This is a genomic window from Salinibacter altiplanensis, from assembly GCF_002894645.1.
In the GTDB taxonomy this organism is placed as follows: Bacteria; Bacteroidota; Rhodothermia; order Rhodothermales; family Salinibacteraceae; genus Salinibacter; species Salinibacter altiplanensis.
Genome location: NZ_NCQY01000009.1, coordinates 301,434 through 317,389, shown reverse-complemented (window position 1 = coordinate 317,389; position 15,956 = coordinate 301,434). Strand labels below are relative to the sequence as shown.

The 15,956-nt window shown below is 64.7% G+C and carries 12 protein-coding genes; 10 read left to right on the top strand and 2 right to left on the bottom strand.

Going from position 1 to position 15,956, the window contains the following annotated elements:
* Positions 1-44 precede the first annotated feature (44 nt).
* From B7R93_RS04615 to B7R93_RS04605, 3 genes are all read left to right on the top strand, one after another.
* Positions 45-479 carry a DoxX family protein gene (locus B7R93_RS04615; RefSeq protein WP_103019649.1) on the top strand — a complete coding sequence of 145 codons (435 nt, stop codon included), beginning with the start codon at positions 45-47 and terminating at the stop codon, positions 477-479.
* Positions 472-1,554 (top strand): flavin monoamine oxidase family protein, encoded by a 1,083-nt coding sequence (locus B7R93_RS04610; protein ID WP_103019648.1) that lies wholly within the window; start codon positions 472-474, stop codon positions 1,552-1,554. Before B7R93_RS04615 ends, B7R93_RS04610 begins: the two co-directional genes overlap by 8 nt.
* A gap of 347 nt (positions 1,555-1,901) precedes the next feature.
* A complete protein-coding gene (locus B7R93_RS04605; protein ID WP_103019647.1) occupies positions 1,902-2,498 on the top strand; it encodes a DJ-1/PfpI family protein in 597 nt (198 codons plus the stop codon).
* Positions 2,499-2,642: 144 nt separating this feature from the next.
* On the opposite strand, the gene B7R93_RS04600 is transcribed toward B7R93_RS04605, so the two are convergent.
* Positions 2,643-3,038 carry a hypothetical protein gene (locus tag B7R93_RS04600; RefSeq protein ID WP_103019646.1) on the bottom strand — a complete coding sequence of 132 codons (396 nt, stop codon included), beginning with the start codon at positions 3,036-3,038 and terminating at the stop codon, positions 2,643-2,645.
* A 390-nt stretch (positions 3,039-3,428) separates the two neighbouring features.
* On the opposite strand from B7R93_RS04600, the gene B7R93_RS04595 reads away from it, so the two are divergent.
* The 5 genes from B7R93_RS04595 to B7R93_RS04575 all read left to right on the top strand — a co-directional run bounded on the left by B7R93_RS04595 (position 3,429) and on the right by B7R93_RS04575 (position 9,413).
* Positions 3,429-4,526: a quaternary amine ABC transporter ATP-binding protein gene (locus B7R93_RS04595; RefSeq protein ID WP_103019645.1), complete on the top strand. Its 1,098-nt coding sequence runs from the start codon at positions 3,429-3,431 to the stop codon at positions 4,524-4,526.
* A 63-nt stretch (positions 4,527-4,589) separates the two neighbouring features.
* Positions 4,590-5,474 (top strand): ABC transporter permease, encoded by an 885-nt coding sequence (locus tag B7R93_RS04590; protein WP_103019644.1) that lies wholly within the window; start codon positions 4,590-4,592, stop codon positions 5,472-5,474.
* A 147-nt stretch (positions 5,475-5,621) separates the two neighbouring features.
* Positions 5,622-6,611: a glycine betaine ABC transporter substrate-binding protein gene (locus B7R93_RS04585; protein ID WP_103019643.1), complete on the top strand. Its 990-nt coding sequence runs from the start codon at positions 5,622-5,624 to the stop codon at positions 6,609-6,611.
* Positions 6,612-6,916: 305 nt separating this feature from the next.
* Positions 6,917-8,212: a hypothetical protein gene (locus B7R93_RS04580; protein ID WP_103019642.1), complete on the top strand. Its 1,296-nt coding sequence runs from the start codon at positions 6,917-6,919 to the stop codon at positions 8,210-8,212.
* A gap of 208 nt (positions 8,213-8,420) precedes the next feature.
* Positions 8,421-9,413 (top strand): TIGR00341 family protein, encoded by a 993-nt coding sequence (locus tag B7R93_RS04575; RefSeq protein WP_103019641.1) that lies wholly within the window; start codon positions 8,421-8,423, stop codon positions 9,411-9,413.
* 40 nt (positions 9,414-9,453) lie between these two features.
* On the opposite strand, the gene B7R93_RS04570 is transcribed toward B7R93_RS04575, so the two are convergent.
* Entirely contained in the window at positions 9,454-10,695 is a 1,242-nt protein-coding gene (locus B7R93_RS04570) for an MFS transporter (protein ID WP_103019860.1), read from the bottom strand.
* 434 nt (positions 10,696-11,129) lie between these two features.
* Here B7R93_RS04570 and B7R93_RS04565 point away from each other — a divergent pair, with 434 nt between their 5' ends.
* Positions 11,130-13,943, top strand: a complete 2,814-nt coding sequence (locus tag B7R93_RS04565; protein WP_232798014.1) for a TonB-dependent receptor — start codon at positions 11,130-11,132, stop codon at positions 13,941-13,943.
* A 192-nt stretch (positions 13,944-14,135) separates the two neighbouring features.
* Entirely contained in the window at positions 14,136-15,794 is a 1,659-nt protein-coding gene (locus B7R93_RS04560; RefSeq protein WP_232798013.1) for a hypothetical protein, read from the top strand.
* Positions 15,795-15,956: the final 162 nt, after the last annotated feature.

The window sequence follows — 15,956 nt, the reverse complement described above, 5'->3', positions numbered from 1 at the left end:
TTGAGAAACGCGTTCCCATCTCCCCAACCAACCCAGTACCCGGCATGGATTCGTCCCGGTGGGCCTCCATCGACCTCGCGCTGCTCGTCCTCCGTATCGGCATTGGCGTCTCGTTTGTCTTCGTGTACGGGGCCGACAAGATGTTGGGCGGACCGGCGCGATGGGCGGAGCTGGGGACGACTATGGAGATTTTTGGGATCACCGTCTGGCCCGTCGCCTGGGGCTTCATGGCGGCGGCCACGGAGTTTGTGGGGGGCGTCTGCTTGATGCTGGGCCTGCTCTTTCGCCCGATCCTGGGGCTGCTCCTGGGGACCATGTTCGTCGCGGCGTCGAGCCACATCGCGGCGGGGGAGGGGCCCTGGCACGCCACGGAGATGGCGACGGTGTTTGCGGCGCTCCTGCTGACGGGCCCTGGCCGGTATAGCATCGACGCGTATTTTCGATCGTCGACAGGAGCAGAGGAGGCCGAGCATGTCTGAGTCCCCCTCCATTCTGGTCGTCGGAGCGGGGCTGGCGGGCCTCGTGGCGGCCACCGAGCTGCACGAGAGGGGTGTGTCGGTGCGCGTCTGGGAGGCGCGCGACCGGGTCGGGGGGCGGTGCTGGAGCCCGGCCGTCGGCCCCGACGACGTGCGTCTCGACCTGGGGGCGTCCTGGCACTGGGAGACGCACGACCGGGTGCGCACGCTGGCTGAACGCCTCGGTATCGAGCGGGTGCGCCAGCACGAGCCCGGCATGGCGGTGCAGGAGTGGGCCCGGGACGCTCCCGTGGAGCACTTCGAGTGGCCGGAGGCCCCGCCGCCTTCCTGGCGCCTCGTGGGCGGGGCCCAGGCCCTCCACGAGCGCCTCGCCGCCACACTTCCGGACGCCGCCCTGCGCCGTCGCCACCGCCTCCGCGCCCTGCAGCGTGGGGGGGGACAGGTGCAGGCCACCGCCCAGACGCCCGAGGGCCCGCAGGCCACGTCGGTCGACGCGGTGGTGCTTGCCCTTCCGCCCCGACTGGCGGCCCATGCCCTTCAGTTCGACCCTGTGCTGCCGGATGCGCTGGCTTCGGCTCTCCGCAACACCACGACCTGGATGAGTCCTTCGGCGAAGGCGGCCGTCACCTACGACCGCCCGTTCTGGCGCGAGCAGGGCCTCGCCGGGCGTGTGCGGAGCGCGGCCGGACCGGTGCACGACTGGCACGACGCCGTGATGCCCGACGGCCCCGCCGCCCTCGTTGGGTTCATGCATCCCCCAGGCCCCGACTCCCCCACCCCGAGCGATCCGGACAAGCGGGACGCCGCCCTCGTTCGTCAGCTCGTGCACTGCTTTGGCGAGGCCGCCGACTCCCCTACCGGCATCGCAACGGCCAACTGGCGCCACGACACGGCCACGACGCCGCCCGCGGGGCCCAAGCCGGGGCCGCACACACCCCCGGATCCGGCCCCCGTCCTCCGACGTCCTCACTGGGACGGGCGCCTGCACGTTGCCGCGGCCGAAACTGCCGCCGACCACCCTGGCTACCTCGACGGGGCCATCGAAGCGGGCCGCCGCGTCGCCTCCGCACTGGCGTAGCGCCCTCCCCGGACAGGACTGCGGACCGCTCGGAACTCGATTCAGCGCCGATCGACCGAACGGATTGAGCAGTGATCGGATGGAAAGACGCGACACGGGCGTGGCGAGGCCCGTTTCCGGTCGAGGAGAGGCACGACGCGGGTGCGATCCACATCTGGCACAACGTGTCTTAAGAGGTGCCTCCCTTTCCCTCGTCTGTCCGTACCTCCACGATTGAAGGAGCGGAGCTTCCGTCAGGCTCGTGCATATCAGATTCACATGATTGGCGGAAAGGATCCATTCTGCCGGTCCGGCATGCAAAAAGGATCCACAACCCTTGCCCTGTTCACAACGTCCCGCAGACAGTCATGTCCAAGCAAATTTTGATGATCGTCGGCGACTTTGCCGAGGACTACGAGACGATGGTTCCGTTCCAAATGCTCGACCTGGCGGGCCACGAGGTGCACGCCGTGTGCCCGGAGAAGGAGGCCGGCGACACGGTGAAAACGGCCATCCACGACTTTGAGGGCGACCAGACGTACACCGAGAAGCCGGGCCACAACTTTGCCCTGAATGCCACCTTCGACGAGGTGGACCCGGCCGACTACGATGCGCTTTGTCTGCCGGGCGGCCGCGCTCCGGAATACCTCCGCCTGAACGACCGCGTCATCGAGGTGACGCAGCATTTCTTCGAAGAAGACAAGCCGGTCGCGGCCGTCTGCCACGCCGCCCAGACGCTTGCCGCTGCCGACGTGCTCGACGGGCGACGCTGCTCGGCGTATCCGGCCTGTGCTCCGGAGGTGGAGGCGGCCGGCGGCACCTACGTCGATGTGGAGATGACCGAGGCGGTGACCGACGGCAACCTCGTCACGGCCCCGGCCTGGCCCGCCCACGCCGCCTGGATCCGGCAGTTCCTGGACATGCTTGGCACCCGCATCGAGCACACCGAGCCGGTTGCGGCCTGACGCAGCGCCTCCCGAACCAAGGGGAAGGCGTCAGTTCCTCTGGGGCCGGGCCTCTTCTGACGCGGAGGTCGAGATGCAGGTGGCGGCAGTTCCGGGGCTGTTCCGTAGACGGTCGCGCATCTCCATAGGGCCTGACGGCGCCGTTTATTTGCGGGCCAAGTCGCCGAGTAGGGACGGGGGGGACCGGTCCTCAACGAAGGCCCGACCCTCCTCCTCCCCATCCTCACGGATTGTCGCAAGGTCTGGGTCGCTGGTAACACTTCCGTCGAAGACGATCCCCGCTGCGATGTCGGCGAGGCGCTGCCCCAGGTCGCCGTCGCGGGGGAGGCCCTGCCGACAGCCTCGCTCCAGGGTGCGGATTGTGTGGTTGCCCACGGGCACGTCCAGCGCGCGGCTCACCCCCGCCGTGAACCCGACGACGTAGGCCGCGGGCTTGGCCTTCAGGAGAGTGGGGGCGTGGTCGCCGGGCAGATCCCCCACCTGCAGGCGCAGGCCGTCGGCGACGGTTTCGATGACCTTGGCGGAGCGATCGTCGGGCATAGGAAATGAACTCGTTGATTGAGAACGCGAGGAGTCGGTCTACGAATGGAGGCCCTGAGCGTTCGGGCCCGATGCCGTCCGGGCGTCTGCCCCAGTTGGCTCCACGAGCGCTGAGGCTTCCTGTTTGGTCTCCGCCCTGCATGCCTTCTTAAAAATTATGGGGGCATAAAAAGAACACAACAAAAAACAGAACCTCGTTCACGTGATTGTTTATAAGGTTGTATGAAAGAGGGGTAGAATCGGAGGAGCAATCTTCTTTTTCTAAACACACCCTCCGCAAGAACCTAATTAAGCAAGGTCTCGGGACAGAAAAGAATGTGTCATGTCCGCCAGCCCGAGGCTGAACCTGTCTCTCCCACGCTTACACCCAGCGAACAAGCTACGCACATTATGGCTGTTATTGAGGCAGAGGGACTCTGGAAAATTTTCGGGGGGGATCCCGAGCGCGCCCGCACCCTTGCCCAAGAGGGGGTGTCGAAGGCAAAGGTGAAGGAAGAGACCGGCTCCGTGATCGCGGTGGACGACGCCAACTTCGAGGTGCAGGAGCAGGAAATCTTCGTGGTCATGGGGCTCTCGGGAAGTGGGAAGTCGACCCTGCTCCGGTGCGTCAACCGCCTGATCGAGCCGACCTTCGGGGCTGTGCGCGTCCACGACGACGAGGTGACCGCCTTTGACGAAGACCGCCTCCGCGAGCTGCGCCGGACCAAGATGTCGATGGTCTTTCAGAACTTTGGGCTGTTTCCCCACCGGACGGTCATCGGAAACGTGGAGTACGGCCTGGAGGTGGCGGGCATGGACAAGGCGCAGCGGCGCGAGAAGGCCCGCCAGTCCTTGGACCTCGTGGGCCTGGATGGCTACGAGGACAGTCAGACCAGCCAGCTGAGTGGGGGCATGCAGCAGCGGGTGGGCCTGGCCCGCGCCCTCGTCAACGACCCGGAGATTTTGCTGATGGACGAGGCCTTCAGTGCCCTCGACCCCCTCATCCGGGCCGACATGCAGAACGAGCTGCTGGAGCTGCAGGAGCAGTGGGACCCGGCCTGTACGATCCTGTTCATCACCCACGACCTCGACGAGGCGCTGAAGATGGGCGACCGCATTGCCATCATGAAGGACGGTCGGATTGCCCAGATTGGCACCCCCACCCAAATCCTTACCGACCCTGCCGACGAGTACGTCCGCTCTTTCGTCGAGAACGTGGACCGCACGAAAATCGTCCCCGCCCACACCGTGATGCGGGACCTTCAGGACGACGAGACGGTGTCCGCCGACGGCCCGTCCGTTTTCCCCCATACCCCGATTGCTGAGCTGCTCCCGACCCTGCTGGACAACGACGGCCCACTGGCTGTGCGGGACTCGGAGGAGACCCTTCAGGGCGTTGTGAATCAGGGGGCCGTGATGGAGGAGGTCGTCCAAAACGCCGATGGGGCGCGGCGGCGGGACGCCCGTGCCGGACGGACCGACGAAGACCCCGAGGCAGCGGTGGCCTGATTCTGGGCAATGGGTTGCCCTCCCTGATGCTTGCTCGTTTTGAACGATGCTTCCCGAGTGCCTATGCGATTGGATCTTGGCGGTGCCTTTGCGGCCCTCATCGAATGGATTCAAAACAACTTCGGCCCGTTCCTCGATGGCGTAACGTCCGTAATTGGGGCGACCATCACCGGGCTGGAAGAAATCCTGCTCTTCCTCCCGAGCTGGGCAATGATTCTGCTCTTTACGCTCCTCGCGTGGTGGGTGGCGTCCCGTGGCGTGGCGATCTTTACGGTGGTTGGGCTCACCCTCCTGGAAGACGTTGAGTTCATGCTTTTGGGGGTAGAGGTTGCCTTCGGCATGGGGCTGTGGGAGTTCACCATGCAGACGCTGGCGCTCGTCGCCACGGCGACGCTGCTCTCGCTACTCATCGGGATTCCCGTGGGCATCTGGGCGGCGAAGAACGACGTGGTGGACGCGATCGTGCGGCCGATCCTCGACTTCATGCAGACGATGCCGGCGTTTGTGTACCTCATCCCGGCGGTCGTGCTCTTCGGGCTGGGGCAGGTGCCGGGGGTCATCGCCACCTTCATCTTCGCTACGCCTCCGTGCGTGCGCCTGACGAACCTCGGCATCCGACAGGTCTCGGAAGAGGCCGTCGAGGCGGCGCAGTCCTTCGGGTCCACCCCGAGCCAGATGCTCTATAAGGTGGAGCTGCCGATGGCGCTGCCCACCATTCTTGCGGGGGTGAACCAGACGGTGCTCTTGGCCCTGTCGATGGTCGTGATTGCTGCGCTCATTGGGGCCGGCGGGCTTGGGGATCCGGTCGTGGAGGGGATCCAGCAGCTGCGCATCGGGGTTGGGTTTGAGGGGGGACTGGCCATCGTGATTCTGGCCATTTTCCTGGACCGCATCACGCAGGCCATAGGGGAGAAGGCAGGGGCCTCTACCCCGGCCGCCACGGGGTAACCCACACCTGCCTTCTTCGGAGGAGGAACGACGTTCTTTTCTGACGGCGACCCGGACGAGGAGACATACTGTCTCCCGTCTGGTCGCTCTTCCACACGTGACTACACGACGTTGACACTCACCATCACAAGGAAACACCCTAACACTATGAAGCTTTTTTCGACATCACTGCGTTCCCTCATCGCCGCTGTTGCGGCCATCGGCCTCCTTGGGACCGGGCTCGCCGGCTGTGGGGGCGGCGGAGGCAGTCAGGATGTGTCGCGAGACATGAACATGGTTACGGTGAACTGGATCGAGGGCATGGCCTTCACCTACGTTCAGGAGCAGGTCATGGAAAACCAGTATGACATGGAGGTCGACGTCCGAGAGGTCGGAGGCGGAGGCATCGCCTTCTCGTCGGTGGCCGACGGCGACCGCGACTACTTCAACGAGGCGTGGCTCCCCACGACCCACTCGGAGCCCTGGAGCAAGGCGCAGGGAAATGCTGCCAAGCTCGGCTACACCTACAAGGGCACGTCCGTGGGACTGACCGTGCCGGCGTACATGGACATCTCCAGTGTCTCGGAGCTGGAAAGCTACCGCGACGAGCTCGACGGCGAGATCAACGGCATCGAGTCCGGGGCGGCGGTCAACAAACAGACGCGCCAGATTCTCGAAAACAACGGCCTCGATGGGTTCTCGGTGGTGGCGTCGAGCGGCCCGGCGACCTGGCAGGCGCTAGAGAACGCCGTCAACAATGAACAGCCCATCGTCGTGACGGGCTGGTACCCGCACTGGAAGTGGGGATCGTTCGACCTGAAGTACCTTGAGGAGGCGCAGACGGGACAGTCTCCGGTGTTTGGGAATCCGGAGGATGTCTTCAAGATCGTCGACAGCGAGTTCACGGAGGAGTTTCCGAAGGAGGTCGCGTGCTTCCTGAAGGTGTCGGAGGTCAGCGACGAGCAGATCGAAAGCCTCATGGGCAACTTCCGTGATCGCGGCGACATGAGCAAGCGGGAGGCCGCCAACCAGTGGATCGAAGACCACCCGGAGGATGTCAATGGGTGGACGGATCAGGCCGAAGAGTGCGCTGCGTCCGATGGGGCGGTGGAGACGCTTCCGGACGACGCGACCTTCTCGCGCGACCAGGAGGCGTAGGCGTTCGGTGTCGGAGATGATGACGCAGCACCCCCGACTGCCGCTTGGCGGTCGGGGGTGTTTTGTGAGTCATCTTGTCACGGACGAAGCCCGTGTGTGCGAGCAAGAGGCTCGAAAGCACATGTGGCCGCACCCCAAACGCCGCACCGGTAGGAAGCGAACAGATCTACCTCCACGCATTCTCCTGATACGTTCATCGCACCCGCTTCCCCGAACCTACATGACGCGACAAAGTCCCCTTTGGCTTAATGCGTAGCATCACGTTGTTCTTTGTTACTCTTTTTCACAGCGCGCCACATTCCCATATGAATCGGTACTGTACCGCAGTTCTCGCACTCTTTCTCACCGCCGGGCTGGTGCTTCCCGGCTCGGCCCTCGCCGACGACCCGGCGCCTGCCGACGATAGCACCAACGCCACCTCCCTGGTCGCCAACGCCTGGGAGAGCGAAAACACAACCGCAGCGCCCCAGCAGGACGAGCCGACGCTCGACGTCAGTGTTAACGGGTCGCTCCGCTTCAACGCGCTCTTTCGCTCGTACGGGGCCGGGCAGAACGGAAACTTTGAAGACCAAGCTGATAACGTCCTTGAGGACGGTGGGTTTACGTTTGACACCTTCCGGATCGGAGCCAGTGGGTCCTACGGAAGCCTCATTTTTGACGCCGAGTGGGCGTTCTACCCGGAGTCCTTCGGCGGAAACTACATCCACCACGGCTGGGTCGGCTATGAATTCAGCGACGCCCGCCAAATTCAGGTTGGCGTGAGCCAGGTGCCGTTCGGCATTCAGCCCTATGCTTCCAGCAGCTGGTTCTTCAACAATACATACTACGTAGGTCTAGAGGATGACTACGAGGCTGGTATCAAGGCGATGTACCAGGCCAACGGCTGGGACGTCCAGGGGGCCTACTACATGAATTCCGAGCAGGTAGACTTCTTTGGGTCGAGTAACGCGGCGCGGTATTCCTATGATGTGGTCTCGGGAACCAGCGCTGGCTACATCGACACGCGCGGCGTGACGGAGCAGCACCAGTTCAACGCAAAGGTGGCCTACTCCTTTGATCACGAAGGCCTCGGCTTTACCAAGGTTGGCGTATCCGGTCAGCGTGGCCAGCTTCTCAACGAAGGCACCGGTGAGACCGACTGGCATGCCGCGTACGCCGCACACCTTCAGGGACGTTACGGCGGGTTCGAGGCAAAGCTGGAGTTCGCCCAGCAGGAATTGAATCCTCCGAGTGTGACGGACGATCGCTTCGTCGTGATGGGGGCCTACGGGTCTCCAAACCGCGTCGCGAGTGAGCACAACGTGTACTCGTCCAGCCTGGCCTACCACATTCCGGTCGACGCCGGGCCGGTCTCGGAAATCAAGCCGTACTACGACTTCAGTCAGGTCACAAAAGACGTTGACAGCTGGAATGACAACGTTAACCACGACATTGGCTTTCTCACGTCGGCCGGCCCGCTGTTCGTGTACACGGACCTGATTGTCAGCAAGGGCCATCCGTTCAACCAGCCGTTCGACGGGACCTTTTCCAGTGTCATGGCGGAGAATAACGACAACGAGTGGCGAACGGCCTTCAATGTGAACATTGGGGTCTACTTCTAGCAACTCTCCGCCGACGGTTTGGCGGCACGAAGAGTTCAGTCTAGGGACGCAGGCGGCACCGGATGCCCGGTCGGCCTGCGTCCTTTTTTTATTGGGCACGGCACCACACAGCCGGGAATCCGCGTCGTATCGGCTGGATGTGCATCTTCGTCGTGGTTATCCTTTGAAAAGAGTCGTTCCCCTCTTTTTCGCCGTGTGTGCCGCCCGTATGGCCCTTCGACTGGTCGATGTGTATCACCCGGACACGGATGAGGCACTGGAGGTGCCGGACGATGCCTACGACGTGCTCGGACACTGGACCTACGCGATTGATGACGATCAGCGCGTGGACCGCGTGCTCCTGGAGGTGGAGGAAACCGAATCCTTCCTGGACTGGGTGGACGACACCGTGATTACGGAGTATCGGGTGGTGCTCCAGTCCGTGGAGGCGACCCTGCCACGCCCCGATGTGGACGAGGCCGACGCGGAACCGGCCGACGCGGACGAGAACGATGTCTCGGTAGCGCGGGTGGGGCGGGCCGAGCTCTACGAGTACGCCCGCGACGCCACGGACGTCTCCAGCTACTACTACGCGCTCATTGCCCTCTCGGTCGTCGTCGCGGCCGGGGGCATGCTGCGCGACCAGACCGCCGTGGTGATCGGGGCGATGGTGATTGCGCCCCTCATTGGGCCCAACCTGGCCCTGGCGCTGGGCACGACCCTGGGCGATCTCGATCTTCTGGGGCAGGCCGCCTGGGCCAATCTCACGGGGGTGGCCCTGGCCCTGGCCGGAGCCCTCGGACTCGGGGCGATCATGACGGTCGATCCGACGACGGGCGAGCTGGCGGTGCGGACGGTCATTGGCCTCCCCGACATTGCGCTGGCCGGGGCGGCGGGCGCGGCGGGGGCCCTCGCCGTGACCCGTGGCGGGGCGACGGGCCTCGTCGGGGTCATGGTGGCCGTGGCGCTGCTTCCTCCCGTCGTGGCCACGGGGCTTCTGTTTGGGGCCGGGCATCCCGGCGCGGCCCTCCGGGCGGGCCTGCTCACGGTTACCAACGTCGTCTCCCTCAATCTGGCTGCCGTGTGCACGTTTCTGTTGCTCGGCGTATGGCCCCGCGACTGGTGCGACGTGGCGCAGGCCCGCACCTCTACCCGCATCGCCCTTGCCCTCTGGGGCAGCGCCCTGATCGTCCTGGCCCTTCTCCTCTGGCAATTTGCCTGATCTTGGGGGGCTGGCGTCCTCGGGGAACAGGGGCGGCCCGCTACGGCGTCTCCGCGACGCTCGGGGACTCGGGCGCGGCCTCCTCCACTGAGGCGAGCGGCGGCTCCGGGAGGCCCCAGTGCACGAGGCCGGCCATGCCGATCATCGCGAGTGCGCCGCCGACGGCATTGCTGAAGAAGCCGTAGGGCCCGTACGTGATGCTGGCCACGAAGCTGCCGAACCCGAACCCGGCCTGGCCCACACTCATGGCGAGGCCCATGAGGAGGCCGCGCTGGCGATCCGGCACGAGCGCCGTGATCAGCGACTGCAGGGGCCCGACGCGGATCCCGATGAGGCCCATGGCCAGGAAGAAGAGCACGGCCGCGATCAGGAACCCCGTGATGTAGAGGGGGGCGAGCGCCATCAATAGGCCGAGGACGAGCGAGGCCCACACCACGATCGGCTTGCGCCCGATGCGGTCCGAGATGCGGCCCCCCAGCGGAGAGGCGAGGATGTTGGCGGTCCCCCCGATGGCGAAGAGGAGGGCAATCTCGTAGCTCGACACGCCCACCGTGGATTCGAGCCAGCTGGGGAGGAACGACGTGAAGAGCCCGAAGCCGGCGAACATGAGAAGGTACGACGCGACGGCGTTGATGGCGTCGGAGCCCTGAAGAACGGCCCGGTATTTCTCGACGAGGCGGGCCGGCGTGAGCCGCTGGTCGTCGAGCTCGGCGTCCGGCTGCGGGACGTACCGCCAGATCAGCACGGCCGAGACGGCCATGGGCACCGCAAACATGAGAAAGGGCCACCGGTAGCCGAAGCCGGTCGCGAGCACCTTGCCGAGGGGGATGCCGGCCACCTGTCCGAAGGCCGTGCCGCTCATCACCCACCCGTTGGCCCAGCCGCGCTGCTCATAGGGAAAGTAGTCCCCCACGTAGGCCACGGACCCGCTGGTGAGCATGCCGCCCCCCACGCCCGCCAGCAGGCGCATGGAGAACAGCAAAACGTAGCTCTCCGCCACCGTGTGGAGGGCCAGGGTGACGGCCATCAGAATGGTGCCGTACAGCAGGATGAGGCGGCGTCCAATGCGGTCGGACGCCGGGCCGGTAATGAGGGCCGACACGCCCAGCGAGAGCGCGTAGGCGGTCAGCAGCATGCCCTGCCAGAACGCGTTCACCCCGAGCGTCGCCGCGATCTCCGGGAGGATGGGCACCATGATGATCAGCTGGCTGCTGGCCGAGAACATCATCAGCCAGAGCGCAAAGAGGATCAGATAGGGGTTCGAGGTTTTCGCGTCGGGCACGAATGAGAGGCGGCGGATGAAGGGAGCCGTCAAGACTGGAGCACAGCCTTCTAAAATGAGGAGGACGCGGCCCACGTGCAGAACGCAGGCCGAAATATTCGACGAAATTCGCTGCCCTCCCACGATGGACAACGGAAGGCTTCCGTGAGGACGTCCACACGGGAACGGGGAAGGAGGCTGCACGGAAGGCTGCCTGCAAGAGTGAAGGGGAAGAAATAGTCCAATGAAGACACGGAGAAAAGGGCCCAGTTAATACAACGGTGATCCACACGTAATCGCGGCATTACACACGCTTCGTATCGTACAGTACGTCGTCTAATTCACCCGGTGCTCTACGAACCGGGTCCTTGTGCCGACGCCTCCGCTCTGCACAGCCTTGTCCATCTATCCGCACAGCCTTGCCCATCCTGATGCTTGAGTCTTGGATGCGAAGCATGTTCACCGTAGTTCTGATCGTGCTGCTGGGCAGCGGGCCCGACGTGGTCGTGGCACAGGACGCTGCGTCTGCTGGGGCCGTCGCGGGGGTTGTGGTGGAGAAAGGACAGGGCGAGCCGCTGCCCGGGGCGAACGTGACGGTGGAGGGCACGTCGACGGGCACCTCCGCGGACCTTAAGGGGCGGTATCGACTCGACGGGCTGGCGCCGGGGACGTACGCTCTCGTCGTCTCGTTCGTGGGCTTCCAACAGACGACCGTGACGGGGGTGGAGGTGACGGCAGGGCAGACGACGTCCCTCGACGTGGCGCTCGCCGCGGAGACGGAGCAGCTCGACGAGGTCGTCGTGTCGGCGGAGGCGGCGCGCGACTCGGAGGCGGGACTGTTGAAGGAGCGGGCCGAAGCGGCCGCCCTCAGTGACGCGGTCAGCGCCGAAATGATTGGGCGCGCCGGTGCCGGTACGGTGGCGGGGGCCATGAGCATGGTGACCGGGGCCTCGGTGACCGAGGGCAAGTACGTGAACGTGCGGGGCCTCCAGGGGCGGTACGTTTCCACAAAACTCAATGGGAGTACGCTGCCGAGTACCGATCCGGACGGCAACAGCGTGGCGCTGGACCTCTTCCCATCGAGCCTCATCGACAACGTCGTCACGCGAAAGACCTTCACGCCGGATCGTCCCGGCAGCTTTACGGGGGGCTCCATAGACATTACGACGAAGGCCTTTCCGGAGGAGCGGTTCGCTACGCTCTCCGTCTCGTCGTCCCTCAACAGCGAGGTGGGCATCGGCGGGGAGGTCCTGCGCCCGATTGGCGGGGTGGACGACGTACCGGCCATCGCTCAAGGGGACGACCTTCCGGGCTCGCTCGTGCAGACGTTCAACGACGACCAGCGCGCGCAACAGATCAATCAATTGACCCGGGCGTTCGCCACCTCCGTCACGCCGACCCGCAAGGAGCGGCTCGGCAACTGGGGCGCCGAGGCCTCGTTCGGGGATCGGTTCAGCGTGCTCGGCGGACGCTCGCTCGGGCTGATCGCGTCGCTGACGTACGACCAATCCGTCTCCGGCTACGAGGACGGGACGACGGCCCGGTTCGAGCAAACGGGGTCGCTCTCGGAGAACCTTAATCCCACGGCGCGCTACACCACGCAGCGGGGCCTGGAGGAGACCCTCCTCGGGGGCATGGCCGGGCTCTCGTTTCAGCTTGCTTCTCAGCACGAGCTCGGGCTTCGCCTGCTCTACAACCGTAGCCGAGAAGAGGAGGCCCGGCTCCAGGAGGGCCAACTGCCGCGCGACCTCACGGGCGACCACGTCTTCCGAACCCGCGTGCTTCGCACCACCGAGCGGACCATGCAGTCCGGCGAGCTCGACGGGACCCATCAGTTCGGGGCCGGGCAGGAGGGCGTTCGGGTGAACTGGAAGGCCTCACTGTCAGAAGCCGAGCGGGACGAGCCCGACTATCGGTTTTTCTCCAACCACTGCAATATCCGCGATGGGGAGGAGCGCTGCACCATCGCCCAGTCCATCTATAAGGTGCCAAGCCGCTTCTTTCGAAATCTCACAGAGACCGACGGATCGGGGCGCGTGTCGGTAGAGGTGCCCCTCGGACCCGCTACGTTGAAAACTGGGGGGCGCTACCGGACGACGACCCGCGAGTTTCGCGAGCGCCGTTTCGACCACCTCTCGGATCAGGTCGGATATTCCGGCAATCCGGACCGCTACATCGACGAGCAGGCCGGTCTGGTCGAAGACGACGACCGCGGGCGGAATCGATTCGGTACCTACGTGCTCGATCAGACGCAGACCTCGAACAACTACGACGGGGATCAGACGGTGGGGGCCGGTTTCCTCACGGCGGAGCTGCCGGTGCCCGGCCTTCCGTCGCTCGAATTCATCGGCGGCGTGCGGGTCGAGCACACGGACATGTCCATCGCGACGATCAAGGACGATCCGCAGCGGGGTCAGTTCACGGAAACGGACCTGCTGCCGTCGGTCAACCTCGTGTGGTCGCTCCGGGACGACATGAACCTGCGCGGGGCCTACGGGCGCACCATTGCGCAGCCCTCGTTCCGGGAGTTTGCGCCGTTCTCGTCCTTCAACTTCGTCGGCGACTACATCGAGGTCGGCAACCCCGACCTGACCCGCACGCGCATCGACAATTTCGACCTGCGCTGGGAGTGGTTCTCCGGCCCCGGTGAGCTGCTTTCGGCCGGCGTCTACTACAAGGAGTTCGACAATCCCATCGAACGGACCATCAACCCGAGGGCATCGGGGGCCAACGTGGAGGTAACCTACGACAACAAGAGCAGTGCCCGCGTCTACGGCGTAGAGCTGGAAGCCCGAAAGAACCTGGGCGGGCTCGCCTCGTGGCTGCGACACGTGCAGGTGGGCGGCAACCTCACGCTGATCGAGTCCGAAATTTCGCGGACTGAGCGGGCGCTGGACGCCCTCCGCGCCTTCCAGGAGAACCCGAGCGACACGCGACCCCTGCAGGGCCAGTCGCCGTTCCTCGTCAACCTGAATGCGGGCTACCAGAATCCGAACTCCGGCACCAGCGTCAACGTGTTCGTGCACCGCTTCGGCGACCGGCTGCAGACGGTGACGCGCAACGGCGTGGACCTGTACGAACAGGGACGGAGCATGCTCGACGTTAACGCCTCCCAGCGGCTCCTGCGCGGCGTGACGGTGAAGGCCTCCGTCGAAAACGTGCTCGACAGCGAGGAGGTCGTCTCGCAGTCGTTCCGCGGAAAGGAGTTTGTCAACGATCGCCGCCCGCTGGGCCGGACGATCTCGGTCGGCGTCTCGTACGAATTCTAACCGAGGACACGAGGCCGCGGTAGGGCCTCGGCAGAACGCTTTTCACCAACATTCTGACTCGAGAACGAAAAAGGGGGCCAGCCGCGACGACGGCTCGCCCCCTTCGGAGATTCGCAGGAGGGTGTTACCGAGTCATAAACTCGTTCCTCCCGCATAGCAGCGCGCGCTTCTTCACTCAACAGCACACGCATTATGCAATCTACCACTACAACCACGACAACGGGATGGTTCTCTCTCCTTCGAGGAGTGGGGGCCGTCCTCGTCACCGCCGCGCTCCTTTTTGCCGCCGGCTGTGACTCAAACGACAGCGGCATGAATGGAAATGGCAATGGGAATGGAAACGGGGACGGAGGTAGCTCCACCACCGAAAACGTCAACTACGACACGACCTCCATTAGTGGAGGCCCCGACGAGATTATCGTGAGTGACGCAGCTGAGGGACGGGGCATCTCCTACCTCGATGCGGACAGCAACGTGGTCAACGACGTGACCTGGTCGAGCGACTTCATCTACAAGCTCGACAACTTCGTCTTCGTCAACGAAGGCGAAACCCTCAACATCGAGCCCGGCACGGTGGTGCAGGGGCTTCCCGGCTCGGGCGAGAACGCGAGTGCCCTCATCGTGGCCCGCGGCGGTCAGATCAACGCGGACGGCGAGCGGGACGACGGCTCGATCGACCCGATCATCTTCACCGCTGAGGGCGACGAGGGCGAAGGCCTCGGGCGCGGCATTCGAGGGCAGTGGGGCGGCGTCATCCTGCTCGGTGATGCCCCCATCAATCCTGAGCCTTCAGTCAAGAGCATCGAAGGGATCCCAACGTCCGAGACCCGGGCCCAGTACGGCGCAGAAAACGGGGACTTCAACACCCAGCACAACATTGGTACGTTCCGCTACGTGTCGATTCGCCACACCGGCACGACGCTCGGCTCCGGTTCCGAGATTCAGGGGCTCACGCTCGGAGGTGTTGGCAATCAGTCGACCGTCGAGTACGTCGAGTCGTACGCCAGCGACGACGACGGCTTCGAGTTCTTCGGCGGCACGGTGAACACGAAGTACCTGATCGCCGCCTGGGCGGCGGACGATGCCTTTGACATGGACGAGGGCTGGCAGGGCAGCAACCAGTTCTGGCTCGCCGTGCAGGCAACCGACGCAGCCGGCCGCATCTCAGAGATGGACGGCGGCACGACTCCGGAGACCGATCAGCCTTACGCCACGGTGAAGGTTGCCAATGCGACGTACATCGGCATTGGGCCGGGCGTCGAGGGCACACAGGGCGACGGCAACGAACCGTATCTGATCCACCGCGACAACAACGCGACATCATACTACAACACAGTGTTCATGGACGCCCGCTTCACGGGCAAAGGCCTGCAGATTGAGGATAAGCCCAGCGGCAGCGGCGCGGACAGCCGCGATCGATGGCGTGACGACACGGAGGAGGGCCGTGTGCTCCGCCACGAAAACAACCTCTGGTGGAACGTGGGGGCCAACTACGTCGATCCGTCAGCGTCGGACGGCACCACGTTCGAAGACATCATCCAGCTCACCGGGGATGGCGACGGTGGGACGGACTTCCGGGGCAACCTGGCGACCTATCTCCGCGACAAGAACAATCAGCTCCTGTCCCAGTCGCCCATCGAGTCCATGGACCGGAGCAGCAACGGCGTAATCAACCAGTTCAATCCGCGAGCGGTCGGCCCGGCGGATGACTCGCCCCCGGCCCCGAGCGTCTTCGGCGACGTGGGCGGTGTGAACTCGAACTACGAGAGCGTCGATTACTACGGCGCCTTCGGAAGCGAAAACTGGGCCAGCGGCTGGACGCTGCTTAGCCAGAATGGCACGCTCCAGTAACGACTCCCATTCTCTGCACAGGGCAACGTCCCTGATCCGCAGGGAAACTCCAGCGGCCGGGCGCTCCGTTCGGGGCGTCCGGCCGTTTTTTGTTGCCTGTGACGAACCGTACGGGGACGGGTTGGGGGGGAGAGGAACGGCGCCGGTCGGTCTTGTGTGCAT